The sequence below is a fragment of the Calidithermus terrae genome (assembly GCF_003574345.1).
GTDB lineage: Bacteria > Deinococcota > Deinococci > Deinococcales > Thermaceae > Calidithermus > Calidithermus chliarophilus.
The window spans coordinates 1-21,293 of the sequence record NZ_QXDL01000002.1 but is presented as its reverse complement, the minus strand read 5'-3'; the positions used below and the strand labels follow the sequence as shown (position 1 = coordinate 21,293).

Annotated in this window: 21 protein-coding genes; 19 read left to right on the top strand and 2 right to left on the bottom strand. The window is 67.3% G+C overall.

Translation table 11 applies throughout. The annotated features are described in order from the left end of the window. The first annotated feature begins 71 nt into the window (after window positions 1-71). From Mterra_RS00435 to Mterra_RS00345, 19 genes are all read left to right on the top strand, one after another. Window positions 72-1,409 (top strand): NAD(P)-dependent oxidoreductase, encoded by a 1,338-nt coding sequence (locus tag Mterra_RS00435; RefSeq protein ID WP_176582490.1) that lies wholly within the window; start codon window positions 72-74, stop codon window positions 1,407-1,409. A gap of 66 nt (window positions 1,410-1,475) precedes the next feature. Beyond that, entirely contained in the window at window positions 1,476-2,861 is a 1,386-nt protein-coding gene (preA, locus tag Mterra_RS00430) for an NAD-dependent dihydropyrimidine dehydrogenase subunit PreA (protein WP_119313365.1), read from the top strand. Window positions 2,862-2,956: 95 nt separating this feature from the next. Further along, a complete protein-coding gene (locus tag Mterra_RS00425) occupies window positions 2,957-3,532 on the top strand; it encodes a Uma2 family endonuclease (RefSeq protein WP_119313364.1) in 576 nt (191 codons plus the stop codon). A 27-nt stretch (window positions 3,533-3,559) separates the two neighbouring features. After that, window positions 3,560-4,939 carry a dihydropyrimidinase gene (hydA, locus tag Mterra_RS00420; RefSeq protein ID WP_119313363.1) on the top strand — a complete coding sequence of 460 codons (1,380 nt, stop codon included), beginning with the start codon at window positions 3,560-3,562 and terminating at the stop codon, window positions 4,937-4,939. Between the two features lie 13 nt (window positions 4,940-4,952). Beyond that, entirely contained in the window at window positions 4,953-5,234 is a 282-nt protein-coding gene (locus Mterra_RS00415; RefSeq protein WP_119313362.1) for a LysE family translocator, read from the top strand. Window positions 5,235-5,251: 17 nt separating this feature from the next. Continuing rightward, the gene (locus Mterra_RS00410) at window positions 5,252-6,067 is read left to right on the top strand and encodes an ABC transporter ATP-binding protein (protein WP_245971431.1); all 816 of its coding nucleotides are present in this window, start codon (window positions 5,252-5,254) and stop codon (window positions 6,065-6,067) included. 2 nt (window positions 6,068-6,069) lie between these two features. Next, on the top strand, window positions 6,070-7,347 hold the full coding sequence (locus Mterra_RS00405) for a cytosine deaminase (RefSeq protein WP_119313360.1): 1,278 nt from the start codon (window positions 6,070-6,072) through the stop codon (window positions 7,345-7,347). A gap of 60 nt (window positions 7,348-7,407) precedes the next feature. After that, window positions 7,408-8,154 (top strand): ABC transporter permease, encoded by a 747-nt coding sequence (locus tag Mterra_RS00400; protein ID WP_245971429.1) that lies wholly within the window; start codon window positions 7,408-7,410, stop codon window positions 8,152-8,154. A 34-nt stretch (window positions 8,155-8,188) separates the two neighbouring features. Then, a complete protein-coding gene (locus tag Mterra_RS00395) occupies window positions 8,189-9,169 on the top strand; it encodes an ABC transporter substrate-binding protein (RefSeq protein WP_119313358.1) in 981 nt (326 codons plus the stop codon). A gap of 6 nt (window positions 9,170-9,175) precedes the next feature. Continuing rightward, window positions 9,176-10,039, top strand: coding sequence for an ABC transporter permease (locus Mterra_RS00390; RefSeq protein ID WP_119313357.1), 864 nt, complete (start codon window positions 9,176-9,178; stop codon window positions 10,037-10,039). Further along, entirely contained in the window at window positions 10,027-11,016 is a 990-nt protein-coding gene (locus Mterra_RS00385; RefSeq protein ID WP_119313356.1) for an ABC transporter permease, read from the top strand. Before Mterra_RS00390 ends, Mterra_RS00385 begins: the two co-directional genes overlap by 13 nt. Before the next feature lie 161 nt (window positions 11,017-11,177). Next, window positions 11,178-12,263, top strand: a complete 1,086-nt coding sequence (locus Mterra_RS00380; protein WP_119313355.1) for an ABC transporter substrate-binding protein — start codon at window positions 11,178-11,180, stop codon at window positions 12,261-12,263. An 87-nt stretch (window positions 12,264-12,350) separates the two neighbouring features. Beyond that, window positions 12,351-13,592 (top strand): Zn-dependent hydrolase, encoded by a 1,242-nt coding sequence (locus Mterra_RS00375; protein ID WP_119313354.1) that lies wholly within the window; start codon window positions 12,351-12,353, stop codon window positions 13,590-13,592. A gap of 96 nt (window positions 13,593-13,688) precedes the next feature. Beyond that, entirely contained in the window at window positions 13,689-14,216 is a 528-nt protein-coding gene (locus Mterra_RS00370; RefSeq protein ID WP_119313353.1) for a DinB family protein, read from the top strand. Window positions 14,217-14,265: 49 nt separating this feature from the next. Further along, a complete protein-coding gene (locus Mterra_RS00365; RefSeq protein WP_245971427.1) occupies window positions 14,266-14,520 on the top strand; it encodes a DUF1905 domain-containing protein in 255 nt (84 codons plus the stop codon). A gap of 50 nt (window positions 14,521-14,570) precedes the next feature. Beyond that, window positions 14,571-16,241 carry a M20/M25/M40 family metallo-hydrolase gene (locus Mterra_RS00360; RefSeq protein WP_119313352.1) on the top strand — a complete coding sequence of 557 codons (1,671 nt, stop codon included), beginning with the start codon at window positions 14,571-14,573 and terminating at the stop codon, window positions 16,239-16,241. 34 nt (window positions 16,242-16,275) lie between these two features. After that, window positions 16,276-16,986 (top strand): PucR family transcriptional regulator, encoded by a 711-nt coding sequence (locus Mterra_RS00355; protein WP_119313351.1) that lies wholly within the window; start codon window positions 16,276-16,278, stop codon window positions 16,984-16,986. Window positions 16,987-17,006: 20 nt separating this feature from the next. Beyond that, a complete protein-coding gene (locus Mterra_RS00350; protein ID WP_119313350.1) occupies window positions 17,007-17,231 on the top strand; it encodes an addiction module protein in 225 nt (74 codons plus the stop codon). Window positions 17,232-17,485: 254 nt separating this feature from the next. After that, a complete protein-coding gene (locus Mterra_RS00345; RefSeq protein WP_119313406.1) occupies window positions 17,486-18,607 on the top strand; it encodes a transposase in 1,122 nt (373 codons plus the stop codon). 323 nt (window positions 18,608-18,930) lie between these two features. Here the strand turns inward: Mterra_RS00345 and Mterra_RS00340 are convergent, their stop codons facing one another. Continuing rightward, a complete protein-coding gene (locus tag Mterra_RS00340) occupies window positions 18,931-19,716 on the bottom strand; it encodes a hypothetical protein (RefSeq protein WP_147372471.1) in 786 nt (261 codons plus the stop codon). After that, window positions 19,713-21,293, bottom strand: a 1,581-nt coding sequence (locus Mterra_RS21670) for a C40 family peptidase (protein ID WP_218022854.1), incomplete at its 5' end; no start/stop codon positions are given. The genes Mterra_RS21670 and Mterra_RS00340, both read right to left, overlap by 4 nt.

Below are 21,293 nucleotides of genomic sequence, written 5' to 3'. Positions count from 1 at the left end.
CTAGCCTTAGCACAAACCGAACCCTTTAGCTCTGCAGGATCTGGGGCCAGCGGCCCCGCAGGAGGCCAGACGTGAACGATCGCCAGATTATCCGGCCTGAGGAGGTGTTGGCGGAGTACTACCCGCCCCTCACCGACCACGAAGCGGCGGTGGAGGCCAACCGCTGCCTCTACTGCTACGACGCGCCCTGTACCCACGCCTGCCCCACCCACATCGACATCCCCAAGTTCATCAAGAAGATCGCCACCGAGAACGTGGTGGGCTCGGCCCGCACCATCCTCGAGGCCAACCTCATGGGCGCGACGTGCGCCCGGGTGTGCCCGGTGCAGGAGCTGTGCGAGGGCGCTTGCGTGCTCAACGCCGAGGAGAAGCCCATCATGATCGGGCGGCTGCAGCGCTACGCCACCGACTACGTCTACAGCCGGGGCATCGACGTGTTCAAGCCCGGCCCCCCCACCGGCAAGAAGGTCGCGGTGGTCGGCGCGGGCCCGGCGGGGCTCACCTGCGCGGGGGAGCTCGCCAAGCTGGGGCACAGCGTCACGGTCTTCGAGCGGCGCGAGCTGCCCGGGGGGCTCTCGACCTACGGCATCATCGCGCTGCGCGAGCCGGTGGAGGTCGCGCTGGCCGAGGTGGAGATGGTCAAGCGGCTGGGGGTGGAGGTGAAGACCGGCATGGAGCTCGGCGCCAACCTCTCCTTCGAGCAGATCCGGCGGGAGTACGACGCGGTATTCCTGGGCGTGGGGCTGGGGGCGGTGCCCGCGCTGGGCATCCCCGGCGAGGAGCACATCGTCGATGGGCTGAGCTATATCGAGGCCAGCAAGATGAACCCGCAAGGCCTCGAGGTAGGCCGCAACGTGGCGGTGATCGGGGCGGGCAACACCGCCATCGACTGTGCCACCGTCGCCAAGCGGCTGGGCGCCGAGCGCGTGACCATGGTCTACCGCCGCACCGACGCCGAGATGACCGCCTACCCCCACGAGTACGAGTTCGCCAAGAAGGAGGGCATCGAGTTCCGCTTCCTCACCCAGCCGGTGCGCGTGATCGTCGAGGGCGGGAAGGTGGCGGGGCTCGAGTGCGTGCGGATGGAGCTCGGCGCCCCCGACGCCTCGGGCCGCCCGGCGCCGCGGCCCGTCCCCGGCTCGGAGTTCGTGCTCCCCGCCGACCAGGTGGTCAAGGCCATCGGGCAGGAGAAGCCCGCGCTGGCGCAGGCGCTGGGGCTGCAGACCGAGAAGGGCTACATCAAGGTCAACGACGACCTCGAGACCAGCCTCCCCGGCGTGTACGCGGGCGGCGACTGCGTGCGGGCGAAGGGCTCGGCCTCGACGGTGATGGCGGTGGAGGACGGCAAGCTCGCGGCCTTCGCCATCCACCGCAAGCTGGTGCCGCTTCGCGCGGCGGCGGACGACTAGCGACTCTCTACGCCGAACCCTCCCCGCGTAGGGCGTAGGACGTAAGACGCGACTGAAAGGAGCACTATGGCTGACCTTCGCATCAATTTCGCGGGAATCCGGTCCCCCAACCCCTTCTGGCTGGCCTCGGCGCCGCCGACGAACTCGGGGGCGCAGATCCACAAGGCCTTCGAGTACGGCTGGGGCGGGGCGGTGTGGAAGACCATCGGGGCGCCGGTGCTCAACGTGTCCAACCGCTACGGCGCCTGGCACTACGGCGGGCAGAAGATGCTCGCCATCAACAACGTCGAGCTCATCTCCGACCGGCCCTTGGAGGTCAACCTCCGGGAGATCCGCGACGTCAAGCGCCACTGGCCCGACCGCGCGGTGATCGTCTCGGCGATGGTGGAGTCCACGCCCGAGGCCTGGCGCGACATCGTCCTCAAGATCGAGGACACCGGCGCCGACGGCATCGAGCTCAACTACGGCTGCCCGCACGGCATGAGCGAGCGCGGCATGGGCAGCGCGGTGGGGCAGGTGCCGGAGTACTGCGAGCAGATCACGCGGTGGGTGATGGACGTGGCGAAGATCCCCGTGATCGTCAAGCTCACGCCCAACATCACCAACATCGTCTACCCGGCGCGGGCCGCCGTGAACGCCGGGGCCAACGCGCTCAGCCTCATCAACACCATCAACTCGATCGTGGCCGTGGACCTCGATACGCTCGAGATCACCCCCAACATCGGCGGCAAGGGCGGGCACGGGGGCTACGCGGGCCCGGCGGTCAAGCCCATCGCGCTCAACATGCTCTCGGCCCTGGGCACCGACGAGGTGGTGCGCCGCTCGGGGCTGCCCATCTCGGGCATGGGCGGCATCAGCACCTGGAAGGACGCCGCCGAGTTCTTGCTGCTGGGGGCCAGCAGCCTGCAGGTGTGCACCGCCGTGATGCACTACGGCTACCGCATCATCGAAGACCTCTGCGACGGGCTTTCGAACTGGATGGACTCCAAGGGCTTCAAGAGCGTGGACGAGGTGGTGGGCAAGAGCCTGCACCGCATCTCCGACTTCAAGGACTTCGACCTCGCCTTCCGCGCCGTCGCCCGCATCGACCCCGACAAGTGCATCAAGTGCAACCTCTGCTACGTGGCCTGCAACGACACCGCCCACCAGTGCATCGACCTGGTGGACGCGAACGGGAACCTGGTGCAGCCCTACAGCTACGACGTGCGCTCGAATGGCAAGCACGAGGCCGTGGGCTCGCGCCCGCAGCCGGTGGTGCGCGAGGAGGACTGCGTGGGCTGCCGGCTGTGCCACAACGTCTGCCCGGTGGAAGGCTGCATCGAGATGGTCGAGGTGCCCTCGGGCCGCGCCAGCGTCACCTGGGACCAGCTCACCAAGGCCCGCCCGGAGGTGGGCTCGGACTGGGAGGCCATGGAGCGGTACCGCGAAGAGGTTGGGATCGAGATCCACTAGAGCGCTGCCGAAGCCGTTCGGCAGCGGCGACCGCGAGGCTTGGGTAGTTGCGCCTGGGACGGAGCAGAACGCTACGAGGGTAATAGACTGTGACCATGGTCAAACCGATGCCCAAGCCAATGAGCGTGGCCGAGTACCTCAGCAGCGAGCGGGACTCCCCTGAGCGCCGGGAGTACGTGGGCGGCCAGGTGTACGTGATGGCGGGCGGGAGCAGCCGCCACAACCGCATCGCGGGAAACATCCACGCCCTGTGTTGGCAGATGGCTCAGGACCGGTCATGCCGGGTGTACCAGGAAGGGATGAAGCTCCGCGTAGGCAAGGAAGGCGGCTACGACACGGAGCAGGCCTTCTACTACCCCGACGTGATGGTGGTGTGCGGCAGGCCTGTGCCGGACGAGTACTATGAGACCGAGCCCTGTATCCTCGTCGAGGTGTTGTCCCCTACGACCGCGAGCATCGACCTGCGGGAGAAGCGGCTCGAGTACGCCCGTATCCCCAGCCTGCGCACCTATCTGATCGTTGACCAGGACAGCCTGTTCGTCCGTCACTGCTGGCGGGACGAGGAAGGTCACTGGCAGCAACAAGACCTCACCGGCGACGGCTACATCCCGCTGCCCTGCCTGGGCGGTCAGCTTTCGCTGCCGCAGATCTACCGAGGGGTTTTCGAGTAGGGCCAGACCAGCGAGAACGAGGTGCCCATGGGACTGCTGATCAAAAACGGCGAAATCGTCACCGCCGACTCCCGCTACAAAGCCGACATCTACGTCGAGGACGAGACCATCACCCGCATCGGGCGGGGCCTCGAGGCCCCCCCCGGTACCGAGGTGATCGACGCGACGGGTAAGTACGTCTTTCCCGGCTTCATCGACCCCCACGTGCACATCTACCTGCCCTTCATGGCGACCTTCGCCAAGGACACCCACGAGACCGGCAGCATCGCCGCGCTGGTGGGGGGTACGACCACCTACATCGAGATGTGCTGCCCCTCGCGGGGCGACGACGCGCTCGAGGGCTACCACCTGTGGAAGAGCCGGGCCGAGGGGCAAAGTGCGTGCGACTACACCTTCCACATGTCGGTGACGAAGTTCGACGACAAGACCGAGGCCCAGCTCCGCGAGATCGTGGCCGACGGGATCAACTCCTTCAAGATCTTCCTGTCGTACAAGAACTTCTTCGGCGTGGACGACGGGGAGATGTACCAGACGATGAGGCTGGCGAAGGAGCTGGGCGTCATCGTCACCGCGCACTGCGAGAACGCCGAGCTGGTGGGGCGCTTGCAGCAGAGCCTGCTGGCGGAGGGCAAGACCGGCCCCGAGTGGCACGAGCCCAGCCGACCGGAGTCCGTGGAGGCCGAGGGGACGAACCGCTTCGCGACCTTCCTCGAGACCACCGGCGCCACCGGCTACGTGGTGCACCTCTCCTGCAAGCCCGCCCTGGACGCGGCCATGGCCGCCAAGGCGCGCGGCGTGCCCATCTACGTCGAGTCGGTGATCCCGCACTTCCTCCTGGACAAGACCTACGCCGAGCGGGGCGGGGTGGAGGCCATGAAGTACATCATGTCGCCGCCCCTGCGCGACAAGCGCAACCAGAAGGCCTTGTGGGACGCGCTGGCCCAGGGCTTCATCGACACCGTGGGCACCGACCACTGCCCCTTCGACACCGAGCAGAAGATGCTGGGCAAGGACGCCTTCACCGCCATCCCCAACGGCATCCCCGCCATCGAGGACCGGGTGAACCTGCTCTACACCTACGGGGTGAGCCGGGGCCACCTCGACCTCCACCGCTTCGTGGACGCCGCCAGCACCAAGGCCGCCAAGCTCTTCGGGCTCTTCCCCCGCAAGGGCACCATCGCGGTGGGCTCCGACGCCGACCTGGTGGTCTACGACCCCAGCTACCGCGGCACCGTCTCGGCCCGCACCCAGCACGTCAACAACGACTACAACGGCTTCGAGGGCTTCGAGATCGACGGGCGGCCCAGCGTGGTGACGGTGCGCGGCAAGGTGCAGGTGCGCGACGGGGCTTTCGTGGGCGAGAAGGGGCGCGGCAAGCTGCTGCGGCGCGAGCCGATGTACTTCTAGGGGGTATGAGGCGATGCCTATCCCGCCCGAGAAGCTCGCGCTGTTCATGTTCGCCTTCCTGCCGCAGTCCGTGGACCCCGCGCGAGGCAGCCCAGCGGCGCAGATGCTCGCGCTGGGGGCGCTCTTCACCCTTCTGGCCCTGCTCTCCGACGGCCTCTACGCCCTCCTCGCCGGGGGCGTGGGGAGCTGGCCCCAGCGCAACCCCCGCTTCCTGCGCCGGCAGAAGTACGTGACCGGCAGCGTGTACATCGGGCTGGGCGTGGCCTCGGCCTTGGCCGGTCCCAGCCAGAAGTAGCCGTACTCGAGGTGCCTGTGACCCAATCCCAGCCCAACCCCCACCCAACCCCTGCCGCCCAGAGCCTGGTGTCGGTGAAGGACGTCTCGATGGTGTTCCCCACCGGCACCGTGGCCCTGCAGAACGCGAGCCTCGAGATCGCCGCGGGCGAGTTCATCTCGCTCATCGGGCCCTCGGGCTGCGGCAAGACCACCCTGCTGCGCCTGCTGGCCGACCTGATCCAGCCCACCTCCGGCAGCATCCGCGTCGGCGGCAAGACCCCGGAGGAGGCGCGCAAGAGCCGGGCCTACGGCTACGTCTTCCAGGCCCCCACCCTCATGGAGTGGCGCACCGTGCTGCAGAACGTGATGCTGCCGCTGGAGGTGATGGGCGTGCCCAAGGCCGAGCACAGACCCCGCGCCGAGCGCATGCTGGCGCTGGTGGGGCTGGAGAAGTTCGCCCGCCACTACCCCTGGCAGCTCTCGGGCGGCATGCAGCAGCGGGTGAGCATCGCCCGCGCGCTGGCCTTCGACCCCCAGCTCCTGTTCATGGACGAGCCCTTCGGCGCGCTCGACGAGATCACGCGGGAGAACCTCAACCTCGAGCTCCTGCGGCTGTGGCGCGAGACCGGCAAGACCGTCATCTTCGTCACCCACTCCATCCCCGAGGCGGTGTTCCTCTCCACGCGCATCGTGGTCATGACCCCGCGCCCCGGCAAGATCGAGACCGTGATCCCCGTGGACCTGCCCCAGCCGCGCAACTTCGAGACCCGCGAGACCACCCGCTTCTTCGAGATCGCCACCCAGGTGCGCGAGGCCCTGCGCAAGGGGCACGGCTTCGACGTGCAGGAGTAGGCATGGACCTCGTCATCAAGGACGCACGCCTCACCGGCCGCGAGGGGCTGGTGGACATCGGCGTCGAGGGCGGGCGCATCGCCGCGCTCGAGCCCGGCCTGCGCGGGGGGGAGGAGATCTCGGCCGAGGGCAACCTGGTGAGCCCCAGCTTCTACGAGATCCACATCCACCTCGACGCCATCCTTACCGAGGGCGACCCCCGGCCCAACCGCTCGGGCTCGCTGTGGGAGGGCATCGCCATCTGGGCCGAGCGGGCCAAGCGGCTCAGCCGCGAGGACGTGCGGGCGCGGGTGCTCAAGGCGCTGCCGTGGTTCGTGGCCCACGGCGTCACCCACATCCGCACCCACGTTGACGTGTGCGACCCCAGCCTCACCGCGCTCAAGGCCCTGCTCGAGATCAAGGCCGAGGTGGCCGGGCTCATCGACGTCCAGGTCGTGGCCTTCCCGCAGTTGGGGATGTTCTCCTTCGAGGGCGGCGACGCGCTGGTGCGGCAGGCCCTCGAGCTCGGCGCCGACGTGATCGGGGGGATCCCACACTACGAGATCACCCGCGAGTACGGCGTGCAGAACGTGAAGTTCGCGCTCTCGCTCGCCCACGAGAGCGGCCTGCCCGTGGACATCCACTGCGACGAGACCGACGACGACCACTCCCGCTTCCTCGAGACCATGGCGGCCGAGACGCTGCGCCTGAGGCTGTCGGGCCGGGTGGCGGCCTCGCACGCCACCGCCATGCACTCCTACAACAACGCCTACGCCGACAAGGTCATCGGCAACGTGAAGCGGGCCGGGCTGCACGTCATCTGCAACCCGCCCGACAACGCCGTGCTGCAGGGGCGCTTCGACCACTACCCCATCCGGCGCGGCCTCACGCGGGTCAAGGAGCTGCTGGCCGCCGGGGTCAACGTGGCCGCCGGGCACGACTCGGTGATGGACCCCTGGTACCCCATGGGCAAGGGCGACCCCCTGCACACCGCCTTCGTGCTGCTGCACTACGGGCTGATGTCGGGGCGCGAGGACCGCGCGCAGCTTTTCCCCATGCTCACCTCCCGTCCCGCCGCCGTCTGGCACAACCGGCGGGTGCACGGCGGGGAGGGCCTGGAGGGGCACGCGGTCGCGGTGGGCAACCCCGCCGACCTGGTGGTCTGGCCGGTCCCCACCGAGGACGACGCGCTGCGCACCCTGCCCATGCGCCGCTACGTGCTCAAGCGCGGCAAGGTGGTGGCCGAGACCCGGCCCGAGGTCTCCTACGTGCAGGGCGAGGCGGTCCGGTTCCTGAGGTGAGGCATGGCTAGGGCCGTACATTCCCCCCGCAACGCTCCCCCTCTATGGAAGAACGAGGGCGTGCGCTGGCTGATGTTCGCCGCGGTGGCCCTGAGCCTGTGGGAGGTGGGGGCGCGGCTGTACAACTCGCCCTTCCTCCTGCCCGGGCCCTCGCGCATCCTCGAGGAGTTCCTCAAGTCCCCGGCCCTGGTGCTCGCGCACGCCTGGATCACCACGCAGGAGATCGTGCTGGGCTTCGTGCTGGGCGCCTTGGTCGCGCACCTGGCCGCGCTGCTCTTGATCGTGCTGCCGGAGTGGCTGGAGGACTTCATCTTCCGCGCCGTCTCCACGCTCAACTCCATCCCCTTCGTGGCGTTGGCGAGCCTGGTGGTGGTGTGGCTGGGGGTGGGCGGCATCGGCTCGAAGGTGGCGATCGCCGCGCTGTACGCCTTCTTCGCGCTGGTCTACTTCGTGCACAAGGGGATGGTCTCCACCGACGCGACCAAGGAGGAGCTGCTGACCTCCTACAGCGCGAGCTTCGTGCAGCGGGTGCGCTACCTCAAGCTGCCCTTCGCGCTGCCCATCATCTTCACCAGCCTCAAGGGGGCGGCGATGGCGGCGGTGAACGGGGCCATCGTGGGCGAGCTGTTCGGGGCTTTTCAGGGTTTGGGGTTCATGATCCTCGACTCGCGCTACGTGGGCAACACGGCGCGGGTCTTTCTGGCGGCGGTGTTCTGCACGGTGGTGGGCTGGCTCTTGCTGGGGGTGCTCACGGCGCTCGAGCGGCGCTTCGTGGGCTGGCACCTCGAGATGACCCGCAAGGGTTGAAGCGGCTTATGGGCTCATTCAGGAGGAGGTCGGCATGAGGAAGACGGCGTTCGCGGTGCTGGCATCGGGGCTACTGGCGTGGGGGCTTTGGGGAGCGGCCCAGGGCAACCTGACCAAGGCCACCATCATCGAGTCGTGGTTCATCCACGCCGAGTCCATCGGCGACCCCGTGGCGGTGGACAAGGGCTTCTACAAGGAGGCGGGCCTGGACGTGACGGTGGTGCCGGGCGGCCCCGGGCTCTCGCCCATCGACCGGGTGATGGCCGAGGCCAAGGCGGGCAAGCTGGTGCTGGGCATCGACTACCCCTACAACCTGCTCGAGGCCCGCCAGCGGCAGAAGCTGCCGCTGGTGATCGTGGCCGCCGACTTCCAGGAGTCGGCCATGCGCATCCTCTCCTGGCAGCCCATCGCCAAGCCCGCCGACATCAAGGGCACCTTCGCGACCTGGATCGGCTACGACAAGCCCATCAAGGCCGTGGTGGGCAAGGGCTGGGAGAAGCAGCTCCAGGTGGTCAACCAGCAGGGCGACCCCGCCACGCTCGGCGGCTGGCTCGCCAAGCAGTACCCCTTCGCCTCGGCCATGATCTACAACGAGGTCATGGTGGCGCAGAAGCAGGCGAAGGAGAAGTACTACGTCTACAGCTACAAGGACTTCGGCGTGGACTGGCCCGAGAACGTGCTCTTCACCACCGAGGACGTGCTCAAGAAGTACCCCAGCGAGGTCAGGAAGTTCGTGCAGGCCCGCTACAAGGGCTTCCGCTACGCGCTCGACAACCCGCAAGAGGCCGGGAAGATCCTGGCGAAGTACAACCCCAACCTCGACATCCCCTTTGAGCTCGCGGGCCTCGAGCAGATCAGGAAGATCATGGTCACGCCCGACACCCAGAAGAACGGGCTCGGCTACGTCAACACCGCCAAGCTGCAGAAGATGGCCCAGCAGCTCCAGGCCGCCGGCCTGATCGACAGCGCCTCGCTCGCCGGCTTCGTCAACGCCATCCCCAGCGGGGTGAAATAAGGCCCTATGCTCTCCCGCCTGCGCTCGCCCAACCTCGTCCCCATGCTCGCGGTGGCCCTGCTCATCGCGGCGCTGTACTACCCGCTGATGCTCCTCGCCAACGTCCCGGTGGCCCAGCGGGCGCTCGACAGCGGCGCGGCGCTGCCGTGCGGCTCGGCGCTGGAGTGCGCCACCCAGCTGCGCAGCCCCGTGCTGCCCTCGCCGCAGCAGCTTTGGACCGGCTTCGCCAACCTGCTCTTCCCCCTCAATTCCCCCAACGCCATCCCGCTCAACGCGGCGGTGACCGCGCTGGAGACGCTGGTGGGGCTGGCGCTCGCGGCGCTGGTGGGCTTCTTCTTCGCCGTCGGGATCGTGGCCTCGAGGGCCTTCGAGCGCTCGCTGCTGCCGTGGATCGTGGCCTCACAGACCGTGCCCATCGTCGCCATCGCGCCCATGCTGGTGGTGCTGTTGGGCCAGTACGGCGTGCAGGGCTGGATCCCCAAGGCCATCATCGCCGCCTACATCGCCTTTTTCCCCATCGCCATCGGCGTGGCTAAGGGGCTGCGCAGCCCCGACCCGCTCTCCCTCGACCTCATGAAGACCTACAACGCCAGCAGTTGGCAGACCTACCTCAAGCTGCGCTTCCCGGCCTCGATCCCCTACCTCTTCACCGCCTTCAAGGTGGCGACGACCGCCGCCCTGATCGGGGCCATCGTGGCCGAGATCTCCACCATCAGCTTCCAGGGCATCGGCAAGATGCTCGCCGAGAACTCCCGCGCCGCGGACGTGGTGGCGACCTGGGTCATCATGATCGCCTCGGCGGTGCTGGGCATCGTGCTGGTGGCGCTGGTGGGCTGGCTCGAGAAGGCGGTGACGCCGTGGAAGCGCTGAAGGTGGGGCGCCCCTCGCCCGCGGCCCGCCCCCTGCCCTGGCTCGGCGTCGCGGCGGTGGGGCTGGGCTTCGCCCTGCTGGCGCTGTTCAGCTGGAGCTGGTGGGACCGCAGCGACCTCGCGGGCACGGGCCAGAAGCTGCTGATCCTGACGGGCTTCGCGGCGGCGGCTTACGGGGTGGCCCGGGTCGCCAACTTCGTCGCCGCCGTCCGTACCGGCCCGCTCGTCGGCTTCATCCCCGCCGGGCTCACCCTGGCGTTGGTGCTGCTGACGGTCGAGGCGCTGCTGCGGGCGTACCAGGTGCCCGCGGGCCTGATCCCCACGCCCACACGGGTCTTCGCCACGCTGTGGGCCGTGCGCGACGTGCTGTTGCAGGACGCCTACCAGACGGTGGTGCTCGAGGCCTTCACCGGCTACCTCGTCGGCTGCGGCCTGGGCGTGGCGACCGCGCTGCTGGTGAGCCGCTTCGTGTTCCTCGAGCGCGGCTTCCTGCCCTACGCCACCGCCTTCTCGAGCATCCCCATCGTGGCGCTGGCCCCGGTGCTGGTGAAGATGATGGGGCTGGAGTGGCCCTCCAAGGCCGCCATCGTCGCCATCACGGTGTTCTTCCCGGTGGTGGTCAACACCTTCCGCGGCCTCACCGACGTCAGCCCGCTCTCCCTCGACCTCATGCGCTCCTACGCCGCGGGCGAGGCCCAGCAGTACCGCTGGCTGCGCGTCCCCAACGCCCTGCCCTTCATCTTCAACGCCCTCAAGCTCGGCACCACCCTGGCTATGATCGGCTCGATCGTGGGCGAGTTCTTCGGCGCGGGCGGGCAGGGGCTGGGCTTCCGCATCCAGATCGAGGCCGGGCGCTTCGGCTTCGACATCGTGTGGTCGGCCATCATCGTGGCCTCGGTCATCGGCATCGCCTGGTACGGCCTGGTGGCCTGGCTCGAGCGCCGGCTCACCGGCTGGCACGTCTCGTTCAGGGAGTAGCTCGTGGCCGCTGGCCGCTAGCCAATAGCGCGGGGGGTTTTTTAGCTATAAGCTATCGGCTGTAAGCCATCGGCAATCCAGGAGGTGAATCTCGGAGGAGTGCGTTATTTCGGGGTTTTCGAGGCCACTATCGTCGTGCAGCTCGTACAGGAGGTCAGAGGATGAGGAAGTGGACGGTTGTATTGGCAGTGCTGGCAATGGCGACGGCGTCGCTGGGCATGGCCCAGCAGAACCTGATCAAGGTCAACCTGCAGCTCAAGTGGTTCCCCCAGGCGCAGTTCGCCGGCTTCTTCGTGGCGAAGGAGCGGGGCTTCTTCCGCGCCCAGGGCCTCGACGTGACCCTGCTGCCCGCGGGCGACCAGTCGCCCATCCAGGTCGTGCAGTCGGGCGCCGCCGACTTCGGCACCACCTGGATCGCCGACCTGCTCGTCGCGCGCGAGCGCGGCATCCCCGTGGTGCACCTGGCCCAGATCTTCCAGCGCTCGGGCTTCACGCTGGTGGCGCTGAAGTCCACGGGCGTCAAGGACCTGTGCAAGGACCTCAAGGGCAAGAGCGTGGGCGTGTGGCCCTCGGGCAACGAGTACCCGGCGGTGGCCCTGTTCCGCAAGTGCGGCCTCACCTCCTCCCTCGACCCCCGCGCCGCCAACCCCGACGTCAAGGCGGTGAGCTACCCCTTCGACCCCTCGCTGGTCTTCCCCGACAAGGTGCAACTCGTCTCGGCCATGACCTACAACGAGGTCAACCAGATCGCGGGGCTGGGCTACGACGAGAGCAAGGTGGACGTGTTCAAGCTCGCCGACGAGGGCATCAACCTGCTCGAGGACCTCATCTTCACCACCGAGCGCGTGCTCAACGAGCGCAACTTCAAGGGCTCGGGGCTCACCGGCCGGCAGGTCGCCGCCCGGCTGATCCGCGCCTCGCTGCAGGGCTGGGACTGGGCGGTGAAGAACCAGGCCGAGACGGTGGAGAAGTACGTGCTGCCCTTCTGCGGCAACACCTGTAAGGGCTCGGGCTCCCGCGCCGACGCCAAGGGCCACCAGACCTGGCAGATGGCCGAGATCGCCAAGCTCTACAACGCCGGGGCCACCACCAAGGGCTGGGCCGGCTTCCTGGCCCCCGCCGACTTCCAGGCCTCGGTCAAGCTGCTGCGCGACCAGGGCATCCTCACCAAGGACCCGCCCCGCCAAGCCGTTGACTACGGCCCCTGGGAAGAGGCCACCGGCAAGAAGGCCGCCGACTACAAGTAAGCCAGCGGACGATCCCGGTGATCGTCCCTACCCGAACCGTAGCTGTAGGGGCGAACCGCGAGGTTCGCCCCTTTCTTCGGAGGACTCATGCTCGAGCCCGAACGCACCATCGCCGAACTCAAAGAACTCCGCGCGCTCACCGGCGACGAGAACGGGGCCCAGCGGGTGGCCTGGACCGACACCTGGCTCAAGGCCCGCGAGTGGTTCCGCTCCAAGCTCGAGGGGCTGCCCGTGGAGTTCCACCAGGACGCCGCCGGCAACAACTGGGCCACGCTGCGCGGGGAGAGCGAGAAAGCCCTGCTGATGGGCGGGCACCTCGACAGCGTGCCCAATGGGGGCTGGCTCGACGGCTGCCTCAACGTGATGGCGGGCCTCGAGGTGCTGCGCCGCATCGCCGAGGAGTACGGCGGCAGGCCCCCCGTCACCGTGCGGCTGGTGGACTGGGCCGACGAGGAGGGGGCCCGCTTCGGGCGCAGCCTGCTGGGCTCGTCGGCCTTCGCCGGGACGCACACCGTCGAGGCCGACCGGGGCCGCACCGACCGTGACGGGGTGCGGCTCGAGGACGCCCTCAGGCGCTGCGGCGTGGACATCGAGCGCTTCCCCGAGGCGGCGAAGGAGCAGCAGGGCGCGGCGGCCTACCTCGAGCTGCACATCGAGCAGGGCCCGGTGCTGGAAAAGCTGGGGCTGCCGCTGGGCGTGGTGCTGGGCACCAAGGGCGTCGAGCGCCACCAGATCACCTTCCACGGCCAGGAGGCCCACTCCGGCTCCACCCCCATGACCGCGCGGAAGGACGCGCTGGCGGCGGCGGCCAAGCTGGCCCTCGAGATCCGCCCCATCGCCATGAAGCACCCCGACGCGGTGTGCACGATGGGCTCGCTCAAGACCTTCCCCGGCATCGTCACGGCGGTGGTGGGGCGCTGCGAGTGCACCCTCGACCAGCGCGACCTCGACGCGGAGGTGCTTGCCCAGATGTACCGCGAGGCCCGCGAGGCCAGCGAGCGCTTCGCCCGCGAGGAGAACTGCACCGTGGAGTGGAGCCGCATCTGGAGCATCGAGCCCATCCCCTTCCACCCCACCCTCATCGGCTTCTGCGACGAGGCCATCCGCGAGGTGGCGGGCGTGTCGCACCGCCTGCCCTCGGGGCCCCTGCACGACGCGGCGGAGGTGGCCCGCGCCGGCATCCCCACCGTGATGATGTTCACCCAGTCCCTCCACGGCATCAGCCACAACAAGATCGAGGACACCAAGGAGGAGCACCTCGAGCTCGCCGTGCGGGCCTTCGACAAGCTCGCCAGCAAGACCATGCGCTGGATCCTCGAGCAGGGCTAGCTTTTGAGACCCTGCCCCTCCGGGGCTTGCGGCGCCCGGGATATGATGCTATCGTAATCCTTGTTACGTTTACTGTGTAAACGAACAGGGGGTGTCATGGTAAAAGCGCCCGACTCAGGCCTGCTCGAGGCCCTGCTGGACTCGTGGGACCGCAGCAACACCATCCTGCTCAACCTGCTCCACGCGCTGCCGGAGGGCGGGATGGACGCTAGGCCGATGGAGGGCAGCCCTTCCGTCGCGTTCGCCTTCTCCCACCTCCACCAGACCCGGCTCTTCTGGCTCTCCCACACCGCCCCCGAGTTCGCCCAGGGCCTGGCCTCGCTGTTCCGCGAGGAGGGGGAGGAACGGCTGCCCGAGCGCGACCCTGGGCGCATCGAGCAGGCGCTAAGGCGGAGCGCTCAGGCAGTCCGCGACGCGGTGAGGAACCGCCTCGAGACCGGCCAGCCCATGAAGGGCGAGCACGCCACCTACGACCACCCCGTGTTGTTCCTCCAGCACATGCTCTGGCACGAGGGGTATCACTTCGGCCAGGTCAAGCTGGCGCTCAAGGCGATGGGCCACGTGATGAGCGAGGAGGAGGAGGAAAAGGCGGTCTGGGGCCTGTGGCGGCAGGAGACGTGGTGAGGCCAGGGGGTGAGCCGGTGGGCCTGGAGTTCAGCGGCGAGGTCTTCGAGTGGCGCGGCCCCGTGCCGTTTTACTACTGGCCGTCCCCGAGGAGCAGAGCCGGGCCATCAAGAGCGCCGGGAAGCTGCTGACCTACGGCTGGGGCGTGATCCCGGTGCGGGCGTGCGTCGGGCGCACCGAGTGGAAGACCTCGCTGTTCCCCAAGGACGGCCTGTACCTCGTCCCGCTCAAGGACGAGGTCCGCAAGGCGGAGGGCCTGGGGAAGGGCGACGCGGTCCGGGTGCGGCTCGAGCTCGGCCCCTGACGTTTGCACGGGTCTTAGGGGCCGGCCCCGGCGTCGGGTATCGTAGCGCCATGCCTTCGCGCTGGCACGACCGAACCCGTTCCCTCACCCTGGCCTTAGTCCAGCAGCCCAGCGTCACCGACACCCCCGGCGAGCGCGACTTCGCCTTTTTCCTGCGCGAGCTGCTGGCGAGGCACCCCTACTTCCAGGCCCACCCCCACGACCTCTGGCTCGAGCGCACCCAGGGCGACCCCCGCGAGCGCTACAACCTCTTCGCCCTGGTGCGCGGCTCCGGCGCCCGCACGGTGGTGCTGGCCGGCCACTACGACGTGGTGAGCACCGCCAACTACACCGAGCTCGAGCCCTGGGCCTGCGACCCCGAGGCCCTGCTGCCGCGCCTGCGGGAGTGGCTGGGGGCCAACGCCCGCTCGGAGAGCGACCGCAAGGCGCTCGAAGACCTCGAGACCGGCGAGTTCCTCCCCGGCCGGGGCGTGCTCGACATGAAGAGCGGGATCGCGGCGGGGTTGGCGGTGCTGCTCGAGCACGCCGAGGACCCCGGGCGCGTGGGCAACCTCCTGCTCCTCGCCACCCCGGACGAGGAGAACAGCTCCCACGGGATGCGCTCGGCGGCGGTGCGGCTGCGCGAGCTGGCGGAAGGGGGCCTGGAATTGGTGGCCGCCCTCAACCTCGACGCCACCAACGACGCGGGGGACGGCACCTTAGGCCGCGCGGCCTACCTGGGCAGCGTGGGAAAGCTGCTGCCCGGCGTGCTGGTGATCGGGCGCGAGACCCACGCCGCCTACCCGCTCGACGGGCTGGGCGCCGCCTACCTCGCCGCCGCCATCACCTACCGCCTCGAGGCCCACCCCGACCTGGCCGACGAGGCCGAGGGCGAGGTGGCCCCGCCCCCGGTGTGCCTGCAGCACCTCGACCTCAAGACCCACTACGACGTGACCACGCCGGGCCGGGCCTGGTGCGTCTACAACCAGCTCTCCGCCCGGCGCAGCCCGCTCGAGGTGCTCGAGCTGTGGCGGCGGCTGGTGCGCGAGGCGGTGGAGGGGGCGCTCGAGGAGTGGTCGCGGCGGCAGCGGGTCTTGCTCGAGCGGGCCGCCGCCCTGGGCCGCCCGCTTTCCCCGGGGCCCGGCTGGCAGGTCGGGGTGTACACCTTCGCCGAGGTGCTGCGAGCGGCACGGGAGCATAGCGGGGAAGAGGTCGTCGAGCGCCTGGCCGCCCTGCGCGACGAGCTCTTCGCCCAGGGCGGCGCGACCCCCACCCAGGTCAGCCGCCGGCTGTGCGAGTGGGCCTGGGACCACAGCGGCCTGACCGGCCCCGCGGTGGTGCTGGCCTTCGGCTCGCTGCACTACCCCATCGCCGCGCTCGAGCCCGCCGACCCCGCCCACCAGCGCCTGCGGCGGGTGGTGGAGGAGGAAGTAGGGCGCATGGCGCGGGAGACCGGGCTGGGCTTCAGCGTGCGCCCCTTCTTCACCGGCATCTCCGACCTGAGCTTCCTCGCCAGCGCCGACAGCGCCGAGGGCGTGGCCGCCATGCAGGCCAACACCCCGTCCTTCGGGCCCGCCTGGCGCTTCGACTTCGCGGGCGCCCTGCGCCTTCCCGCCGTCAACATCGGCCCCTGGGGGCGCGACTTTCACCAGTTCACCGAGCGGCTGCACGCGCCCTACGCCTTCGAGCACCTGCCCGAGCTGCTGTGGCGGGTGAGCCGCCGCCTGCTGGGGGAGGGCTGAAGCCCTTTGCCGTAGACTCGAGTGTCGCCCGGCCATGAGCCTGCCCACCCTGCGCCAGATCCTCGAGCTGCCCGCCTTCGCCGGGGCCGAACTGCTCTCCGGCCACTCCCGCCTCGACCAGGTCGTCACCTGGGTCCACGTCGCGGAGGTCATGGACGCCTGGCGCTTTTTGTCGGGGGGCGAGCTGATCCTGAGCACGGGCCTCGAGCTCGCCCGCGCCACCCCCGAGGCCCGGGTCGCCTACCTGCGCGCGCTGGCCCAGGCCGGGGCGCACGGGCTGGCCCTCGAGCTCGTCCAGTGGATGCAGGAGGTGCCCGCCGAGCTCTTGCAAACCGCGCGGCTGCTCGAGTTCCCCATCCTGGCCTTCCGCTCGGAGGTGCGCTTCGCCGACCTCACCCGCGCCGCCCACGAGCGCATCCTGCGGCCCCACGGAGTGAAGGCCGAGGGGCCGCTGCTCCAAGCCCTCCTCGACGCCCTGATCGAGACCGGCCGCAGCCAGGGTTTCCTCCAGCGCCAGCTCGGGCCCATCCTCTCCCTGCCCAGCCGCCCGCGCTCGACGCTGCTCTCGACGCTCGAAGCCCTGCTCGCCTCGCAGTTCAACATCGCGGAAACCGCCCGCCGGCTCGGGGTGCGGCGGCAGAGCATCTACTACCGCCTCGAGCAGCTCCAGGGCATGCTGGGCGACCTCGACAGCACCGAACGCCGGCTGGGGCTGTGGGTGGCGCTCGAGCTGCTCAAGCGGTAGGGGTAGCGTAAAACAAATCCATGAGCAAGGAGCAGGTGCTCGAGCAGGCCCTGGGCTTGGACTACGAAGACCGTGCTGACCTGGCCCGGCGGCTGCTTGACGGCTTGGAGGACCTCAGCCCCGAGGAGTACGAGCAGGCTTGGCTCGAGGTGGCGGTCCGCCGGGCTGAAGAACTTCGCAGCGGCAAGGCGAAGGGAATTCCGGTCGAGGAAGTCCTGCGCGATGCCGGGTCACGGCTCGGCTGAGGTTCTTCATTCTGAGGCTCGGCTCGAGTTCGTCCAAGCCTCCGAACGCTACCGGAACCTTTCGCCAGAACTGGGACAGAAGTCCGCCCGATGGGGGTTCGGCGTGTGCGGATGAAGAAATTTCCCTGCAACGTGGTGTGTCTGCTCGACCCCGGTGCGGTATCTCAAAACTTGCACCTATACTCCCCCCCTTAGATTTATGCAGGGGGACCACTTGAAAAGGGCTGCCGGTTTCCCGTCGGATGACGGGGGCCATGAACCCAGCAGCCCAGTCTCTACTCTCCAGCATCCTGGCCCTCCTGCCAACCCCCTACCTCCAAGCTTCCCTGAAAGCCCTGCTCTTCCTCCTGCTCCGAGGCCACGGCAAGGCCAGACCCCAGCACGCCGGGACCAAATCCCCCTCCGCCCTCTCCCGCTTCCTGAACCGCTACCCCTGGCCCACCCGCGCCCTCATCCGCCTCGCCAGGAAGGAAGCCCAAGAGGCCCTGGGCGGGGCCAGAAGGAGAAGGGGCCCCAAACCCAGGCTCCTGGTGGTCCTGGACCTGGTCACCCTGGAGAAGCGGGGACGCTTCCCCCACCTCCCCCTCTCCTTCTTTCACAGTCAATGGGGCCTTCACCTGGTGCTTCTGTATCTGTATCTGGTCCACGGCGACCTCCGCATCCCCTGGGCCTACCGCCTCTGGCGGGGGAAGGGACAGAAGAGCCTTTCCCTTTTGGCCCTTCGCCTCCTCTCCCCCCTGCCCCCCTGGTTGAGGAAGGCCTTCCGCATCCGGGTGGTGGCAGACACCGCTTTCGGCACCCTCCCCTTCCTGGCCGGGGTCAGGCGGATGGGCCTGGAGGCCATCGTGGGGGTACGCCGGGACCGAAGGACAAGGGAGGGCAAGCGTCTCCAGGACCTCAGGCGGTTGGGGGGCCGGGTCTACCTGAGGGGACTCCCTTTTCCCGTGTGGGTCTTCCGGTACCGGTACCCTCTGCCTGGGGGAAGGTGGGAACGGAGGTACGGGGTGGCCACGTTTCCTGCCACCTCCCGCACCCTGCTCTTGTGGGGGAGAAGGCGGTTCACGATTGAGCATTTTTTCAGAGCCATGAAGAGCGAGTTTTCCCTGGGGCAGTTTGGGCAGCGGAGCCCTCTTGGGGTGCACCGGTTTTTGGTGCTTTCCCTCCTGGCCTACCTGCTGGCGCACTGGGTGCGGGTGGAGAGGGAAGACGAGGGGCTGACCTGGCGGGAGGCGGCGGGGTGGGCGGCCCGTCTCTTGCTGCCCGAGCTGGTGGTCCAGGGGGTTCTTCGGGAGCTCCATGCCTTGGGCCAGTGGCCCCCGGGTGGGGGAGCAGGGAGCGCGTGTTTATGCAGGATATGCGGGAGGTGCAAGTTTTGAGTTAACGAAGAGGTATTCATGGGCAGCGTGCCTCGAACACGCCATCTTTCCCTAAGAGCTGGCACTTTACGGGAGTGCTTCCTACTCGAGTAAGTTCCACTTCAATGGTCGTACCCCTTAGGGGAAGGTTGAAGAGAAATTGCGGTGGCCCTATTCTAGATGCCTCAGCCCCTATTCTCTGCCTGTAAATGCCAGGTAAATACAATTGATTGGTAATGATGGTGGCGGTGACATCTGTCCATTTTTCCTAGTAGTAGCGTATTTCCTAAGTAGTAGCGTATGAATCTTATTCTTGAGCCGTAACAGCATTGGGGGGGCACGCCTCACCGAACGGGGAGCTTCTTGAGCTGTACCCGCTCGGTTCCGGCGAGCTTGAAGGTGTTCAGGGGTGGGTGATCTGTTTGATCAATACAAGGCGCGGTGTAGCTCTTGAGGACCACGGCATTTTTCTCGAAAGTCAGCACCTTTGAGACCACGCGGGCCGTTCGGATTTTCGGATAGCTAGGGCACTCGGAGATGAGCACCCCGGGCAGCTCCGCGTACTTCACCTCTGTCAAAAGAGCACCTTGACCGCGGCCGTAGTTGACGATGTCCGCGTCCAGCCAGAACACCCCGCCGTCCTGGGTCAGCCTCACGCGCTCGTACACCCGTAATATCTCTTCCCTGCCGTCCGCGTTGAGGTCCCCCACGTTGGCGATATAGTGGCCCGCGTTCGTGAAGTGAACGGCACTAACCCCGACGGTCGCACCTAGTGGTGAATCGAAGAGGTTAAAGTTGCTGATCAGGATGGCCTGGCTAAAAGTTGCTTGATAGGGTGATACCTCAGCACCGAAGGAGGGCTTGTCCTGGCTGTATAGCAGGATCTTCTCCTTAAACCTAGGCTGGGTGAAAGACCCCTCGATGTAACCGAGCAGCCGTCCTGACGCCCTGGGGTAGTAGCCATCCCTCCTGAGTATCTCCTCGGCCGCACGCTGCTCCTTGGAGTTGGATGGGGGTGGTATAAAGGGCCAGCTCCTGAAGTCGACCTTTGAGAGAATGGGGGACTTGGCTATGCCCAACACGCCTGTTAAGCTGATGATCCAGAAAGCTAGAATTAGGGCTTTTCTCACTGGTCCGCCTCTCTCTCGCGTTCAAGATCCTGTGGCGAGAAGCGAACAAAGCCGTCGGGCGGGCCGCCATTGGCCTTATCCTCCAGCGCTTCAATGGCCTGTAGCCCTCTCGCGTCCTTTTTACCACTTTTGTTCCAATCAATAACATTATTACTGGCTACTTTTCCGCCGCCGATGTAGATTCCGACGTGCCCTCCTTCTTTTTGTTGGCCGCTGCTGTCGGTGTAGAAAGACCCTTTAAGCCAGAAGATGATGTCTCCTGGTTGAAGCTTAGAGGCGTCAAACTCATGCCAGTATGGCGAGGATCTGAAAGCAAGGCCTGATTCTTTAGCTGTTCCTCTGTGGAATCGCATAAATTCTTCGCCATGAGTGGTCTTTTTCAGTACTTCCTTGACCCATCTTTGGCAGTAATATCCATGCTTCTCGGTGTCGTCGCCGCTAAGGCTTTCCAGCGCCGCTTGGAGGATTTCGTGATTGCCTACGGGCAGGAAGTATTGAAGTACGTGGTTGTTGTTGTGAATCTTCCTTACTGCTTCTGATTTCGAGATCGCTCCATCCTTGTTGAGGTCCAAGCCTTGGTTTTCGGCGTATTTGGCAGGATTTGCTATCTTTGTATATAGCGCCTCATCGTTGGGAGCGAAGGGGGCGATGATGCTTTTGTAAATCTGTGCGAGGTCAGCCCCTGCCGGCAGTCGGTGGGCTTTGAAGTGCAAGACTACATATCGAATCTGCTCCTGAAGCGACATGCTCATTAAACTTTCCCGGCTGAGCTTGTTTACCTGCCAGCCATACTTCTGGATGTCTGCCTTAATTTCCTTGCCTAGAGTGCGAGTGGATGCCCAGGTAGTCAGCCATGCGCGCATTTGCTTGATGCTCTCGGAGGTGAATTGGATCAGCCCTACTGCACTGCCGCCGCCTAGATTGGGTTGGCTGGGTGAGAAGGATTTACTGCTTTCAAACGCTATGCAGGCGGCCAGATCGTTGGGATTGATCCCCAGTTCACCGGCTGCCCACAGGATGGCCTGGGCCACCTCGGGGGTAAAGGTGGTGGGAATGCCCCTGGCCCCGACGTTTGCCTTCCACGCATCTACTATCCAGCTCGAGGTCGCTGAAGCTTGAGGCTGAAGGATACGGCTGGGTGCCCATACCGCGGTGAGGCGATAGGCAGTGTCTTGCCCCTGCTGATCCTTGCCCAGCCACTCCCCCTCGAGGGTCTTGGGCTTGCCCCCTGGGCTGAAGCTGAGCCGCCCGTTGCGGAATTGCCGGGTCTGTCCCTGGAACTTGCCCGCGTCGTACTTCGCGGTGAACTCCACGGTGCCGTCGGCCTCGAGCGTGCCGAAAAAGTGCCCATTCCCGCTCGGGGTGCTGAAGTTCCCCAACAGGGTGCCGTCGGCCTTTTTGAACACTTCGCTGAAGTGGATGGTGACGTTGGTGCTCCCTGCGCTCAGCTTGCCCTCGAAGCTGTGGCGCTCGCCCCAAGCCTTGCCGCCGGGGGCTCGCGGGGGTTGTGGGGCCTGTTGGCGTGGTTGTGGTTGGGGCGGTGGAGAAGGCTGGGGTTGGCGCGGTTGCGGGGCGGG